The 15,555-nt window shown below is 31.6% G+C and carries 15 protein-coding genes; 10 read left to right on the forward strand and 5 right to left on the reverse strand.

Going from position 1 to position 15,555, the window contains the following annotated elements; translation table 11 throughout:
- Positions 1-2: 2 nt before the first annotated feature.
- From ES724_RS08065 to ES724_RS08085, 5 genes are all read right to left on the reverse strand, one after another.
- Complete coding sequence (locus ES724_RS08065) at positions 3-821, reverse strand: hypothetical protein (RefSeq protein ID WP_146931922.1); 819 nt, start codon at positions 819-821, stop codon at positions 3-5.
- A 53-nt stretch (positions 822-874) separates the two neighbouring features.
- A complete protein-coding gene (locus ES724_RS08070; RefSeq protein ID WP_394345070.1) occupies positions 875-1,966 on the reverse strand; it encodes an MBOAT family O-acyltransferase in 1,092 nt (363 codons plus the stop codon).
- Between the two features lie 362 nt (positions 1,967-2,328).
- Positions 2,329-3,753 carry a CDP-glycerol glycerophosphotransferase family protein gene (locus ES724_RS08075; protein WP_146931926.1) on the reverse strand — a complete coding sequence of 475 codons (1,425 nt, stop codon included), beginning with the start codon at positions 3,751-3,753 and terminating at the stop codon, positions 2,329-2,331.
- 206 nt (positions 3,754-3,959) lie between these two features.
- Positions 3,960-4,373 (reverse strand): type II toxin-antitoxin system HicB family antitoxin, encoded by a 414-nt coding sequence (locus tag ES724_RS08080; RefSeq protein WP_146931928.1) that lies wholly within the window; start codon positions 4,371-4,373, stop codon positions 3,960-3,962.
- Positions 4,374-4,383: 10 nt separating this feature from the next.
- On the reverse strand, positions 4,384-4,521 hold the full coding sequence (locus ES724_RS08085) for a type II toxin-antitoxin system HicA family toxin (protein WP_246136847.1): 138 nt from the start codon (positions 4,519-4,521) through the stop codon (positions 4,384-4,386).
- 686 nt (positions 4,522-5,207) lie between these two features.
- Between ES724_RS08085 and ES724_RS08095 the strand changes: the two genes are divergently transcribed.
- The 10 genes from ES724_RS08095 (at position 5,208) to ES724_RS08140 (ending at position 15,555) form a co-directional block, all read left to right on the forward strand.
- Positions 5,208-5,561, forward strand: coding sequence for an acyltransferase (locus ES724_RS08095; RefSeq protein ID WP_146931929.1), 354 nt, complete (start codon positions 5,208-5,210; stop codon positions 5,559-5,561).
- 62 nt (positions 5,562-5,623) lie between these two features.
- Complete coding sequence (locus ES724_RS08100) at positions 5,624-6,457, forward strand: polysaccharide pyruvyl transferase family protein (protein ID WP_146931931.1); 834 nt, start codon at positions 5,624-5,626, stop codon at positions 6,455-6,457.
- A 351-nt stretch (positions 6,458-6,808) separates the two neighbouring features.
- Positions 6,809-7,657: a class I SAM-dependent methyltransferase gene (locus tag ES724_RS08105; protein ID WP_146931933.1), complete on the forward strand. Its 849-nt coding sequence runs from the start codon at positions 6,809-6,811 to the stop codon at positions 7,655-7,657.
- 143 nt (positions 7,658-7,800) lie between these two features.
- Positions 7,801-9,201, forward strand: a complete 1,401-nt coding sequence (locus ES724_RS08110; RefSeq protein WP_146931935.1) for a DUF6056 family protein — start codon at positions 7,801-7,803, stop codon at positions 9,199-9,201.
- Between the two features lie 403 nt (positions 9,202-9,604).
- Positions 9,605-10,336 carry an FkbM family methyltransferase gene (locus tag ES724_RS08115; protein ID WP_146931937.1) on the forward strand — a complete coding sequence of 244 codons (732 nt, stop codon included), beginning with the start codon at positions 9,605-9,607 and terminating at the stop codon, positions 10,334-10,336.
- Positions 10,333-11,127, forward strand: a complete 795-nt coding sequence (locus ES724_RS08120; protein WP_146931938.1) for a glycosyltransferase family 32 protein — start codon at positions 10,333-10,335, stop codon at positions 11,125-11,127. The genes ES724_RS08115 and ES724_RS08120 overlap by 4 nt, the downstream gene beginning before the upstream one ends.
- A gap of 126 nt (positions 11,128-11,253) precedes the next feature.
- Positions 11,254-12,531 carry an ABC transporter ATP-binding protein gene (locus tag ES724_RS08125; protein ID WP_146931940.1) on the forward strand — a complete coding sequence of 426 codons (1,278 nt, stop codon included), beginning with the start codon at positions 11,254-11,256 and terminating at the stop codon, positions 12,529-12,531.
- Entirely contained in the window at positions 12,513-13,391 is an 879-nt protein-coding gene (locus tag ES724_RS08130) for a GT-D fold domain-containing glycosyltransferase (protein ID WP_146931942.1), read from the forward strand. The genes ES724_RS08125 and ES724_RS08130 overlap by 19 nt, the downstream gene beginning before the upstream one ends.
- A 5-nt stretch (positions 13,392-13,396) precedes the next feature.
- Positions 13,397-14,335: a glycosyltransferase family 2 protein gene (locus tag ES724_RS08135; protein ID WP_146931944.1), complete on the forward strand. Its 939-nt coding sequence runs from the start codon at positions 13,397-13,399 to the stop codon at positions 14,333-14,335.
- Between the two features lie 299 nt (positions 14,336-14,634).
- Positions 14,635-15,555 carry a glycosyltransferase family 2 protein gene (locus ES724_RS08140; RefSeq protein ID WP_146931946.1) on the forward strand — a complete coding sequence of 307 codons (921 nt, stop codon included), beginning with the start codon at positions 14,635-14,637 and terminating at the stop codon, positions 15,553-15,555.

Below are 15,555 nucleotides of genomic sequence, written 5' to 3' on the forward strand. Positions count from 1 at the left end.
TTTTATAGTAACAGATCTTCTGCTAAGATTTTTGTAAAAACCTCTGCGCCAACTCTATTTAAGTGACCACAGTCAAAAAAATATTCATCTATATCATCAAATATATCTATATAATTATGTAAACCGGGTAATTTTAATTGAACTTTTTCAACAAATTCCCGGTTTTTAATTGCTTTACAATAAGGTGCAGTAAAAAATTCAAGCGTTGTATAGGTATTCTTATAAAGTTCTTTCATTTGCTCTAATTCCTCGCTATTATTTTTTATTGCTACCGGAAAACTTCCAGCCACATCCATGCCAACTCCCTGTTTTGGTGAAAAACCTGATTCTATATCTATATTTGATTTTACTTTTAGAAAAGTTGCAAATAACTCTCTAAGGCCAATAACCTTATCAAATTCCATATATCTATAGAAAGGGATGCTTCGATTAATATTGTCACTATTATATTTATGGAGCTGTTTTTTTACTACAGGATTTGCAATAAATGGAATTAAAATCGCTGTTAGATAATCAGTAATACCATAATTATTATAATTGTAATCTATCTGCATGAAAACCTGATTAAAAGTAAGTTTTCTGTTTTCAGCAAGTTTCATTAAAATCAACATATCCCCTATAGAACTACCGGAAATTCCAAAATTAACACATGATTTTCCAGTGAGTTCGGTAATTAATTTACAGTTTATATGGTTTTCAGTTCGAGATGAGCCAAAAAAGGCTACATCATAATGTTTTTTTGACTTTAATATTTGTTGAAATTTTGTACGTGGTTCCCCATTTTCATAAATGTAGGTATAACTCCTATCTAAGAAAAACATTAGAAGTAATGTGATAAATACAATATTCAGAAAAGCTTTGAAAAAATTCTTCATTAGAACTGAAAATATATAAATTCCTTTTGATCCGAGTAAACCCCTAATGTAAGCAACATTAAAATGGCCGCAACTATTTTAACCCATTTATAGCTTCCTATAAAAGGATGTTCCAAGTTCCGGTGAAACCATTCCAGTAGCACGAATATTCCAATAATCAGCAGCATCTCTACATTATACCTCTCAATAGACAAATACTGGAGTTCAAATCTCAGATCGGTAAATATTCTTTTAATGAAATTTGCGGCATCAGTTAAACTGTCGGCCCTAAAAAATATCCAGGCAAAACTGGTCAGGCCAAAAGTGGACAGCATTTGCATGAGCTCTAGGAAGGAAGGTAATATTTTGTTTTCGGCAACTTGGTTTAAATGTTTCCTGTTTTGTTCCCCCAAAAGCAACGGAATAAAGAATAAGGCATGCAAGCCACCCCAAATAACAAAGGTCCAGTTGGCACCGTGCCAAAATCCGCTAACCAAAAAGATGATAAAAACATTTCTAACCTGTTGCCATTTTGAACCGCGGGAACCTCCTAAAGGAATATACAAATAATCCCGAAACCAGGTGGAGAGAGAGATATGCCATCTTCGCCAAAACTCGGCTATGTTTCTTGAAAAATAGGGGAAGTTAAAATTCCGCATCAAATCAAAGCCAAAAAGTCGACCCGTACCTATGGCAATATCACTATAACCTGAGAAATCTCCATAAATTTGAAAGGCGAAATAAACTGCACCTAAAAGCAGTGTTGCAGAATTCATGTTTTGGTAATTATTAAAAATTGCATTTACATAAATAGCACAGCTGTCGGCAATCACTATTTTTTTAAATAAGCCCCAAAGGATTAAATGAATTCCGGAAATGCCCCTTTCTTCAATAAAGATTCTTTTTTTGGAAAATTGGGGCAGAAGATGTTTTGCCCTTTCTATAGGACCCGCCACTAACTGTGGAAAAAAGGCTACAAATACAGAAAAGTTTATAAAATTAGAAGTAGGTTCTATTTTTCTTCGGTAAACGTCAATTGTGTAACTTAGGGTTTGAAAAGTATAAAAAGAAATTCCTACCGGCAGGATAATATTAAGGCTGGAAATATGCATTTCAATTCCTATATTTGCCCAAGAATTTATCCAACTCTCAATAAAAAAATTATAATACTTTAAAAAGCCTAGTAGGCCCAGATTAAATATCAGGCTCAGACTTAACAGTGTTTTCCGGTGAATTTGCTTCCTCGTGTGGTGTAGTAATCTACCAATGTAAAAGTCTACCAAAGTACTAGCTATAATCAGGGCCAGAAATCGATAATCCCACCAGCCATAAAAAAGATAACTGGCTATTAAAAGGAAAATATTTTGAAGCTTTAATGATCTTTTAAATAACCCCCAATACAATATGAATACAACCGGTAAAAATATTAAAAATGCGATGGAGTTAAAGAGCATAGTTTATAAAAAAACTTATTTTAAATAATTTTGCCGGCTTCGTAATGCTGTGAATCAACTATTTCATTAATGCTATCCCATATTCTTTCTGAAGCTCTTTCAGCCGGGAATTGGTTGATTGTGTCAAACCAGAATTTTGCTCTTTCCACTTCTTCCGTTGTATCTTCCAAGGCAGCCTTTAGTTTTTGGGCAATCTCCTCTTTAGATTTTAACCAAATTACTTCTTTACCTGATGGCATGGACCTGAAATGTACAAAATCATAAATCTTTTCTACACTCCAGTTTTCTTTCTGCTTATTCTCAACATTATATTTGAGATACATACATGGTTTATCTAAAATTGCAAAGTCAAAGACCATGGAAGATCCAAGGTTTATGACTGCTGTACTGTGTAAAATTGTATTGATCTGTAAACCTATATCTTCCCGGGTTGGAAGTGCCGAATTCCAATCCCGGCCAATCTGTTCCCATATTGGTTCCACTGGAACAATCAGATCTTTAAAATTCTCAAGAGTTTCATCATATCTATCAGAAAAATCTACCGGACAGCGCCGGAAAAGAATTCCAAGTTTTGTTTCTCTATTTTTATTCAAGATTTGAATTGCCTTGGATACATCCCTTAAATAATCTGGGTCATTCGGACTTGTGGTTTTGTCGTCCCCGCTAAAGCAGATATATTCTTTAGTGAGATCTAGGTTGTTTTCTTCAAAAAAATCTTCCTTTGTTTTTCTTAATTTTAGGTTGAAATGAGGTTCAAATTGCGGGCTTCCGGTAATGAAAATACTGTCTGAATTTATTTGAGGATAATAATTAATTAATTCCTTCTTCATATACTCACTCCACACAAAGTAGAAATCGGGTTCTACTATCAAGGTTGCTTTAGGCAAATTGTCCCAGGAAAAAATAAAAGTACTTGTTGGAATTCCTAGGTCCTGCGCAGCGGTTAAAGGAGCGATGGCATTTACCGGCCGCTGATTGGTACAAAATATAAAATTTGGTTTTTCTTTTTCCAACACATCTTTGCAATGTTGGTAGAAATCAGATTTTCTTTCAGATGCTTTTAATTTTTTTCTAAGTTTTTGGATTCCTTTCTCTCCTCTATGCGATATTTTGAGTTGCGATACTATTGCATTTTTAATTTTAGAATTTATGCTTCTATTGGAAGAAGGAAATTTGTAGGTCTGGTAAACTGAATCATTAAATTTTTCTTCAAAATAATCCAGTTCCGCACTGATTTTCGCACGTTTTAAAAGATCCGTATAGGCTCTGGGTTTTCCTTGAAGTTTAATTTCATTATAGCCAAATTCAGTAAGATCAAAAGGCGTCTGATTCCAGAAAACCACTTCCCAGCCCATTTGCTCTCCAATTTCTACAAAAGAGCTGAAAGCGAAATTCCGCAGGCCAACGCCATCGGGGAGGAGAATAAATATTTTTTTTGATTTCAAAAGCATTAATTATAAAGTCTCATCCAAATATATGGAAAATGTGAGGAGAGAAGAAGTGCAGAGTGAAAGAGTAAATAGTGAAGGAGTGAAGGAGTTAAAGAGTGAAGGAGTTAAAAAGTGAAAAAGTGAGGTATATAAAAATAAACTTTTGATTTGCGATTCAAATTTTTATTTTTCCGATAACCGATAACCGATAACCGATTGACTTAGAAAGTAACTGACAATAATTCGTTGCCCAATTCATGAAGGGCTTTTTCAATTTTCTTGGCCCTCTCCTCCGAAGCATTCGCCTTTCCTGTAGCATATTGCCTCATTAAGGATTCGTTTATTCCGGCCTTTTTTGCCAAACTGGAAATTTTTATTTCAGGAATGAGTTTAAAAAGTGCTTGAATATCTAAACGATACACAAAAACATTGGCATGTAATACCTCTTGGATCCATTCTTCGTTTACTTCTATTGCCATTTCCAGATAATCGCTGTAAGCTTCTTGTAAATTTATTTTTAATTCCTCTAGGGAGTTTCCAAATGCGGTTACTACCCCCGGCAGATTTTGAGTGGTGCCCCAATAGGTTCCGTCTACCGCTTTCTCTACATAAACTTCTATGCTCTTATTTTTCATGGCCTTTTATTTAAAATATTCTACTCCTGCTTCTCAGGATAGATTTTACCGTTCCTCTCGAAACATCTTTCTTAGAATGAGGAATAGTAACAAGTCCTTTTTGAGTCGGATGTTTAAAGTGGTGATGACTTCCTTTTGTCCGAACCAGTTACCAACCTTCCTTTTTACTCATTTTAATAAGATCGGTCGAATTCATCAATTTAAATATATAACATTTTTGTTATGTTTGAGAAAAAATTTTAGCTTTATTTCCATCAACCCCAATTCAATCAGGTCATAAGGGGTTTGATTCCAGAAAACCACTTCCCAGCCCAATTGCTCTTCAACCTCTACAAAAGAAGTAAATGCAAAATTTAGCGATCCAGCACCATCGGGAAGGAGAATGAAGATTTTTTTAATTTCAATACTAGATTCTTCGCTAATTATTTTAACAAATATAGAATTTTAGAAATTGTACAATTGTATTAGTTCGATATTACTCATTTAATCATGTGAAACAATAGGAATATTTTAAATTAAAATGAATCTTTGAATTTTTGGGAGATAGGAACCAGATTTTTCAATAATTTACAGAAAATTGTTGAAAGGTGAATTTCGATATAGAAATATTTCTAATATTCAATGAGAAAAAACAATGAAAAAAATATTGATAGTTAAAATACTAAAAATACTCCTACTAATACTTTGCGAGTTTTTTTATACAAATGGCTGTTAAAATATAATGTTGGATCTAATGTAAAAATTGGAAGAAGCCTAATTAATTGTAACAGTGTAACTCTAGGGAATAATGTTATAATAAGACATAATAATATCATTTCGTGTGATTCATTTTCTGTGGGTAGTAATACTAAAATTCATAGTGGCAATAATATATTTGGAAAATCATCATTCTCAATTGGGGAGAACTCCAGAATTATAAATGATCATTTTATAGACCTTTGGAATAATATCACGATTGGTAATAACATATGGATTGCTGGACGTGGTAGCCAATTTTGGACGCACGGATCAATACATACGAAAAAAGGAACTAAAGATTTGGGAATTAATATTAAGGTTAATGTATATATTAGTTCTAACACCAGTATTGCTCCAGGTGTTACTATAGAGAATGATAATTTGATTGGTCTGGGGAGTGTAGTCAGTAAATCAATATTGACAAAAGGAAACATTGTTGCAGGAAACTAGGCCATTGTCGTCAAACAAAATGTTGATTGGAGAGAAAACTGGTAATATAAACCATTTAATTAATGCAAGATAAAATACCCCTATTTTACTGGAGTGAGATAAAATTCATCTTTAAACAAAAAGAGAACTATGGAGATCTGCTTTCTAAATATTTGGTAGAAAAGATCTCGGGGAAAGAGATGAAATGGATTCATCCAAAAAAACAGCCCTGGTACAAATGGGATAAAACAAATTATGTCACTATAGGCAGTATACTTCACCACGCTTCCAAAAACAGTATTGTCTGGGGAAGCGGAATTATTGATAAAGAACAACATATTACAAAGGCAGATTACAGGGCCGTTCGCGGACCTCGAACCAGAAAATTTTTACTGAAACTCGGTTATGAGTGCCCCGAAGTTTACGGGGATCCTGCTTTACTGCTGCCAAAATACTATCATCCCGAAGCCGAGAAAAAATACAAATTAGGGATCATTCCGCATTATCATGATTTTAAATTTGTTTTAGATCTATATAAAAATGATACCGAAATCCTGGTTATTGACCTAATGACGCTGGATGTGGAAGAAGTTACCAAAGAAATTTTGAGTTGCGAAAGAACTATTTCTTCCTCTTTGCATGGAGTGATAGTTTCCCACGCTTATGGTATTCCCAGTATTTGGGTAGAGTTTTCAGATAAGATCTTTGGAGACGGAATTAAATACCGGGATTATCTGGAATCTGTAGAAATTCCTTTCTATCAGGCGGAGTTTATCAGGGATAAATATTCTCTGGAAAGACTGCAGGAACTGTTAGATAAGCATGAAAACCTACCCAAAGGTTCAAAAATAAAAGAAATACAAAAAGGTTTGATAGAAAGTTGCCCGTTTAGGAATAGTGATGATGTGACGCTGTAATAAGGTAATGCTGTGATTTGAACTTCTATTTATGAGATAGCTTCGGCAAATTGCCTCGAGAAAACGGTCTGCGAGGGAGCATGGCGACCGAAGCAGCCTCATCATTTGAAGTTCTATTCATGAGATCGCTTCGGCAAAAATGCCTCGCGATACGGGTCTGCGAGGGAGTGAAATGACCGAAGCAGCCTCATGATTTAAAATAGCATTCATGAGATCGCTTCGGCAAAAATGCCTCGCGAAGACGTTAAACACAAAATTACAAATTCCACACAATGAACAATAAACAAGAAACCACAACCAATGAACAATCAGTTCTCATTATAATATCTAAATTGCCGTTTTATTACAGCCATGTCTAAAGATCTTAATCAGGAAAAAAATAAGGCACATTACGAAACGCTTTACGCTAAGTATCCCATCAGCAATATTCTGTATTGGATCAATAACATCGATAAATTTCTCGAATCGGCAACTACAACGGAAACGAGTTGGTTTGCGCTCTACCAAAATAATTTCAGGGAGAAAATAAAGGGTAAGAAAGTTTTGGAAATGGGCTGCGGAGATTGTACCAACGCCGCGGTGATGGCTGCTTTGGGAGCTGAAGTTTATGCCAATGACATCGCCAGTGCAAGCGGAAAAATAATAAATGAGCTCAATGATAAATTCGAGTTTAAATTCCCGATTAAATTCATTGAAGGGGATTTTTTAGATAATAACCTATCTGCTGCACAATTTGACTATGTCATAGGCAAAGCATTTTTACATCATTTAACCGTTCCTGTAGAACAGAGTTTTTTAAAGGAAACAGCTAGGCTTCTGACACCGGAAGGAGAAGCACGTTTTTTTGAACCGGCGGTTAATTCAAAACTTTTAGATGAAATTAGATGGCATATCCCAGTTGGGGACAGACCATCTAAATTTAATAAATTAGCTTTCAAAAAATGGAAAGATGAAGACCCCCATCCAGACAGAAGTTTTAGTTCTAAACATTGGAAAAAAGCAGGTGAAGAATTTTTTAGTGAAATAGAAATTATTCCCGTTGGTACGCTTGAACGATATAGCCGCTTATTTGGATGGGGTGAAAGAAGAAATAACTTTAAACGTTGGGCTTTAAAACAGGAAAAACGGTTGCCGGGAAAATGGAATCGGGATTTCGCCAGATGTCAGTTGATAATTTACAGAAGAGTAGTGAAGAAGTGAGGTAGGACTTTGACCAAAGCGGATCAATTTATTTTATTGAATTATATCTGATGATTGCCTATAGAACGAAAAGTTAGGGTATGGTAAAATATGATGAATTCAGAATTATTTAAATTTTAATTACAAGAAAATATACTATTCGAGTGAAAAATCAAAAATTGCTTTATTGGTCCTTTTCAATTGCCGCAATCTTAATTTTTATTTTGCCATTTTTCTATATTATAAAATATACCCATTTTGCCGCTGATGATTTTTGCAGAGTACCTGCTGACTTTGATCATTATTTTGAAAATGTTGCCTATTGGTATATGAATATTACAGGAAGATATACAAATGGCTTTATAAGCTATCTTCCACTTTATAACCTCGAAATTAATAGACTGGTATTAAAAATTTTAATTGTTGGATTAGGACTTATATCCTATTTATTTATTAACAAGTCCTTTGATTATTTTAAAATAGCAATAAGCAAAACTAAATGTCTTTTAATATCTGTTTTATTTTTCATTGCTTTGATCAGTCAATTACCATCAGTTTATGAATTTTTTTACTGGTATGCGGCATCTACCGTTTATTTAATAAGTATTATTTTCTTCCTTCTATTTTTAATCATGATTTTTAATTTAAATTATAAAAATCCATACCAGATTTTTATAATTTGTTTATTGGTCATTCTATTAAATGGGAATAATGAAATGCTTATTCCAATTACTAATTTAATCTTATTTGGATTTTTATTAGAAAAAATAATTTTTCATGAAGAAATCAATCTAAAATATTTACTTATAAATGTAATTAGTTGGTTCTCTTCTCTAATAGTTATTCTTGCTCCTGGTAACAGCAACAGACAAACATATTATGCTGAAGGGGGAGACCTCCTGCATTCCTTAAAATCATCAGTTTTGTCCTCTGGAATGTTCACTTTGAAAAGCCTGATTGAATTTCCATACTTCCTTCTATATATAGGATTGTTCCTGTTTATATTTGATGAGACCAGAAATCAGAGGATTAAAACTTATAAATGTATTCATCCCATACTTCTTTTCGGTATTTCAATAATCTTATTGGCATCTGTAATCGCTGTTCCATATTATGCAACTGGATATGTAAAAATTAACGATGGACGAATTGGAAATATGATACATATTATTTTTTTAATACTGTTGTTTATCAACTTATTGAACTCAACAATTTTTTTTAATAAAAGAATGGTATTTAAAAAAGTTAAATTCTTTAAGAAAATTAGCATAGGTTTATTTATCTTCTTTTTTCTTCTTGTGCCTTTTACTAATCAAAATTATTTAGATTTATATTCTGATTTTAAAAACGGGAGTTTTGCTAAATACGATCTGGATATAGAAAAAAGAGAAGAGAAACTCAGAGTTTCAGATCTGGGTGAAATTAGAATCATAAGAATAAAGGGATCTAGAACCATAAAGCATTTGGAAATTACAAAGAACCCAAAAGAATGGGAAAATCAATGTTATACTGCATTTATTAATAAAAAATATAACTTAAATATCCGATCAATCACAGTAGAATAATCAAAAATGTTTAATTCATCTTTCAAGGAATATGTAAATATTACTTAAAAGATGATAAGGCACTTTATGCGATAAAGAATTATTGGAATTAACCCCGAATTATATTCAGAGGATATAGTGCATACTGATCAACTATTTTCAAAAATAAAATCGACCTTTCTTATATTATTGAATCTTATCCTATCCCGAAAGATTAAATGGACTGCTCGAAAAAACTATTAGAAGCGGTATTTAAAATTCCAAGTGATGTGAAAGTTTCAATAGATAAATTTTGAAAAGCTTCTGGCCAGCTATATTATTTAATTATAAAAAATTATTTAAATAACATACTACCAATATTGGAAAGCCGAATTTTAGATATATTTTCTTAACTAAAGAATAAAATATTAAGTATTAAAAGGAAATGAATTATTTAAATAATCAATTATTAATTCTTATAATTCAAATTTTAAATAAATTTGGACGAGGTTTTGATTTGAAAAAGAAAATATTTTCAAGTCAAAAAATTTTAGAACGAAATTTTCATAGAAAAAAGGAATTTAATTTTATTCAAGTTGGAGCAAACGATGGAATAAGTTTTGACTTCTTATATGAATTCGTGATAACCCGTAAATCTTCAGGAGTGGTTATTGAGCCCGTTTCAGATTATTTTAAAGAGTTGGTTAATAATTATAAAGACTTCCCAGATATTATAAAAATCAATAAAGCTATACATTCTTTTGAAAAATCAAAAAAAATTTTTAAAATCAAAAATTCTAGTAGGCACAAATATTATGATTGGGTAAAGGGGATCGCCTCATTCGATGAAAATCACCATAACAAGACGAATATTTCAAAAGAGGATATGGAAGAAGAACATGTACAAGCAGATACCCTGATGAATATTATTACAGATTTCTATTCGAATAAAAAAATTGATTATTTACAAGTTGATACTGAAGGTTATGATTTGGAAATTCTAAAAATGTTAGATTATACTATTATCAAACCACTAATTATTAAATATGAACATTCTAATTTGGATAAAGCCGACATAAATGCTTCTAAAAAACTTTTAATTCGGGAAGGATATTCATTATTTAATGAAGGGAATGATACGGTAGGAATAGATTTGTGCCGAATTAAATTAATATGAGTATACCTAAAGTAATACATTATTGTTGGTTTGGAAATAAAAAAAAACCTCAATTGGTAGAAGATTGTATTTCTAGTTGGAGAAAATATTTACCAGATTATGAAATCATAGAATGGAACGAAAGAAATACCAATTTAAAACATCCCTTTTTAAAAATTACATATAAGCTAAAGAAATGGGCTTTTGTTTCTGATTTTGTTAGGCTAAAAATATTATATGAATTCGGAGGTATATATTTAGACACAGATATGTTAATTCTCAAATCATTGGATAATTTTTTGGAAGATAAATGTTTTTTTGGTGCTGAAAATGAAATATTTATAAATGCTGCTATTATTGGGGTATTTAAAAATCATTATTTCATAAAAGAATGCCTTTTAAAATATGAAAATTTAAATTTAAATAATGAAACAAATTGGGAAGAAATTTGCATTCCAAGGATCATAACACAAGAAATTAGGGATAGAAATGATTCTGATCTTATTTTTAAGAAGAAAGTCGAAATTTACGACATTGTAATCTATCCTCCATCCTATTTTTACCCATTAAATTTTGAAAACAGAAAGGACATAAAAAACTATAAAAATTATTTAAAATTGGACAGTCATGCTGTTCATTTATGGAGTGGTTCTTGGATTGAGCCTAATGAATTTCATTATTTAAGAAATGGTCAATATTCGGAAGGATTAAGAAAAGTTATAAATAATATAGCAACTCATAAAAAAATCGGCTATTTATATTTCAAGAAAATATTAAGTTCCTTTAAAGAATCTTTATTTAATAAGAAGTAAAAAGATTTGTTTTGATCATGATTATCATATCCATTTATAAAATTTCCAGTATTATAACCATAATTGGAACTAAGTAAATTATTCTTTTACTTATGTTTAACTATCCATTTAAAGTGAGCCACAACTATGTCAATAATTCTAAAAGCTGAGAACATCTCCAAACAATACCGTCTAGGTCAGGTTGGCACCGGCACAATCGGTAACGATCTTAATCGTTGGTGGGCAAGCCTGCGAGGAAAGGAAGATCCCTATTTGAAAGTTGGTGCTGTAAATAATCGCAACTCCAAGGCACTTGAAGATTATGTATGGGCTCTCAATGATATCAATTTTGAAGTTAAAACAGGGGAAGTATTGGGGATAATTGGGAAAAATGGCGCAGGGAAATCTACCTTGCTCAAAATATTATCAAGGGTGACTTCCCCTACTACTGGAAGTATTAAAACAAGGGGTCGAATTGCTTCTTTGCTGGAAGTTGGCACAGGGTTTCATGGAGATCTTACGGGAAGGGAAAACATCTTCATGAACGGCGCGGTATTGGGAATGACTAAGGTAGAAATTAAACGTAAACTTGATGAGATAATAGATTTTTCCGGATGCGAGATGTATATGGATACTCCAATTAAAAGATATAGCAGTGGGATGACGGTTCGTTTGGGTTTTGCTGTAGCCGCTCACCTAGAGCCCGAGATCTTAGTAGTAGATGAAGTTTTGGCTGTAGGAGATGCCGAATTTCAGAAAAAAGCCATTGGTAAAATGCAAGATCTGTCTATAGGAGAAGGAAGAACGGTACTATTTGTGAGTCATAATATGAGTTCAATAAAACAACTTTGTTCAAAATTGTTAGTTTTGGAAAATGGTATTTCAATATTCGAAGGAGAAGTCAATGAAGGTGTGGATTTTTATATTTCTTCTGAGACTAAAGACTTAACAGAAAAAGCTACACATTTCAATAAAACTAATTCTGTTAAAATAATTAAAGGGGAATTTTTTGTTTTTGGAAAAGAATTTAAATCCAATCAATCAATTCTGCTTGGCGAAAAACTTGATATTTTCCTTATTTTGGAGATTAATGATGATATCCAGGATTTATCGATAGCTTTTGATATTCTTAATGTTCATACGGAATTAATGTCGCATATTACAAATGAGGACGACGGATGTTACTTTACGAATTTGAAAATTAAAAGTATTGTTAAAATACATATAAGAACAGATCCCGTTGTGTTTACTCCTGGCTTTTATAGTGTTAATTTGTGGATTGGTAAAGGACAAGATGAAACGCTGTATGAAATAAAAAATTTACTTTCCTTTTATGTTGAGCAAGGAGACTTTACAAAGAGGACAAAAAGACTGCCAAAACATGCAAAAGTTTACTTAAATTCAAAATGGGAAAAGAATATATAAATAAGATCAAATTTAATATCAAAAAATGTTTCACTAAAAAGTTTTTTAAAGGGGACACAGAGCTAATTGTTAAGAATATTTTATTCAAAAATTATTTCGATACTATTAAAATTCAGACAACTTACGATACCCTTGATGAAATTGAAGAATGTATTGAAAGACAAAGAGGTGGTGCTTATTTTAGATTTGGAGATGGAGACGTTTTTTTAATGGAATTAAAGAATGATTCTTTTCAGAATGCAAATAGAAAGCTATCTATTGAAATTTCAGAGGCTTTTGGCCTTGCTGGAAAAAATATTTTTAAGACGTTACCAATTCATTCTAACCTATTTGGTTATGACAATGGAATGTTTAACGGGAATCATAAAAATGAAGATCATTTTGCAAAACAACTACTTTATGCTACATTTCCGTATTTTATAGGTCATAAAATTTATAGTCCTGTTGCGCTTCATTTTATAGCAACGAATAAAGTTCATAGAGCAAATTCATTTTTGAAAGTACTAAAAGCAAATACTAAGGTTTTTGTTGGTAATAAAAATTTTACATCTAAATCTATCGAGCTACTTTTTGGAGATAGTATTCACATTAAAACGCCTTCAACTAATGCTTATTCAGAGATAGATAGGATACATAATGAATCAACTGAAGCTATAGATAAAATTTCTCATTGTGTAGTATGTATTGCAATGGGATGTTCTGGCAGAGCATTAATGAAAAGATTGCACCACTATACTAGAAGTAAAAATGTTTTTTTATTTGATTTTGGAAGTCTTTTAGATGGAGTTAATGGCAATGATTCAAGAACTTGGTTAAAAGTAAATGAAATTAACTACGATGAATTAACAGGCAATTTATAATAAAAATGAGCAACATCAATTGTTTTGTAATTATTGTAACCTTTAATTCCATGAAGTGGATAAATAAATGCTTGGTTAGTTTAAATGGATATAAGGTAATAATCGTGGATAACAATTCTCAAGATAACACTAAAGAATTTATAAGTTCAAATTATTCCAAGGTAACTTTATTAGAGCAAGTGGAAAACCTTGGGTTTGGGCAAGCTAATAATATCGGAATCTCTTTTGCTCTTAAGGCTGGGGCTGAACATATTTTTTTGTTAAATCAGGATGCGTATTTAAAAGAAGGATGTCTTGATATTCTAATTGACTTTCAAAATGAGAATAATGAATATGGAATTCTCAGTCCTATACATTTAAATGGAACCGGGACCCGATTGGATGCTAATTTTTCAAATTATCTAAATTACTCAGGTAATAAAGATTTCTTTTCAGATTATGTGCTGAATAAAACTCTGAAGCAAGTATATCAAGTTCCTTTTGTTAACGCCGCGGGATGGTTATTATCAAGAAAATGTATAGAAAAAGTTGGAGGATTTGATCCTATCTTTTTTCATTATGGAGAAGACGATAATTATTGTCAACGAGTAAATTACTATGGTTTTAAAATTGGAGTTGTTCCAAATGCTGTACTCTTTCATGACCGGGAAAACAGATCTGCTAAGGAAGTAGCAAATGCTGACAGGGATTATTTTCAGGCAATGGAAAGACAACTTAAATTAACTTATGCAGATATTAATAAGATTTGGGATCCAAATATTGATAATATAATTCGCAAAAGAAGAAATGCTTGGATAAAATCAACTATAAAATTAGATCTTAAAAGAGCTACTTTTTTTAAAAATGAATATTTAATATTTAAAAGTTTAAAATCTGAAGTACTACTTAGCCGAGAAATAAATAAATCCCCTGGTTTAAATTATTTGAATTTTGAGAATCTATAAAGCGGTCTTGGTTCACAATCTTTTATTATATTTCTTAATTGTGAAATAGTTGTAATTTCGATCTCATACTTTTCATTAAGTGGTAATTATTGCAAGAAGGTTAGGCTTTCTGAAATTAATTAAATCCTAATGAAAATGCTGCGTGGGGCGCTTTAAGTTTACATAAAAATTTATGTGATAATTTGGTGATTAGGATTGCGTGATAAATAGGGACAAACACTTAATGATTTACCAATAAGTAACAATGGCACAGCGTTACAATTTCTTTCTTATCTTGCAAACATAAAGCTGATCTCTAAGTGCAACCTCTTGTTTCTATTATTATTCCAACCTATAACCGTGTTTTCCTACTTGGACAAACATTAGATAGCGTACTTGCCCAAACTTATCAAAATTGGGAATGTATTATAGTAGATGATGGCTCTGAGGATGCTACGGATGAGTTGATAGAGTTTTATTCGGAAATTGATTCTAGAATTAAATATTACCATAGACCAATCAGCCAACTTAAGGGTGCGAATGCCTGCAGGAATTTTGGGTTTGAAATGAGTATGGGGAAGTATATACAGTGGTTGGATAGTGATGATATCATTGATTCTTATAAAATTGAAAAGCAATTAATACAATTATTAAAATTTAATTCAGCAACAATCGCTATTTGTAGATGGCAATTCTTTGATATCCAAGTGGAAGAAGTTGAATTTACAAATGAATACCAAGTCTATAAAAATTTTGATAAAATTCTAGCTTTCATTGATGCTTTAGCTGTATCAGGTGGTTTTTTACCGGCACATGCCTATCTAGTGAATAGAGAATTAATATGTCAAGCAGGTAACTGGATGGAAAATTTAACAATAAATCAAGATGGTGAATTTTTTGCTAGGATTTTTGTTAAAGCCAAAACCGTCATTTTTGTAAATGACGCCCTTGTTTATTACAGAAGGAACAATAAGGATAGTGTGAGTTATTTGAGTACAGAACTGAAAATGGATCACGCAATTTTAAGCTGGCAATTAATTGAATCATATTTTAAAATTCACTTCGGAGAAAGCACGCGATTAGTAGAAATTTCCAAAAAATATTTATATCGAAGATTTTTTAAAGTAAATAATAAAATGATAAATGAAAATAAATTATTTTTTGAAGTTGAAATATTAAGAAATAAATTCTCATTAAAAAAAACAATAAAAGACTTGGTAATACGGATATTAAAAAAGTAA

Origin of the sequence: Gillisia hiemivivida (assembly GCF_007997295.1) — a bacterium.
GTDB lineage: Bacteria > Bacteroidota > Bacteroidia > Flavobacteriales > Flavobacteriaceae > Gillisia > Gillisia hiemivivida.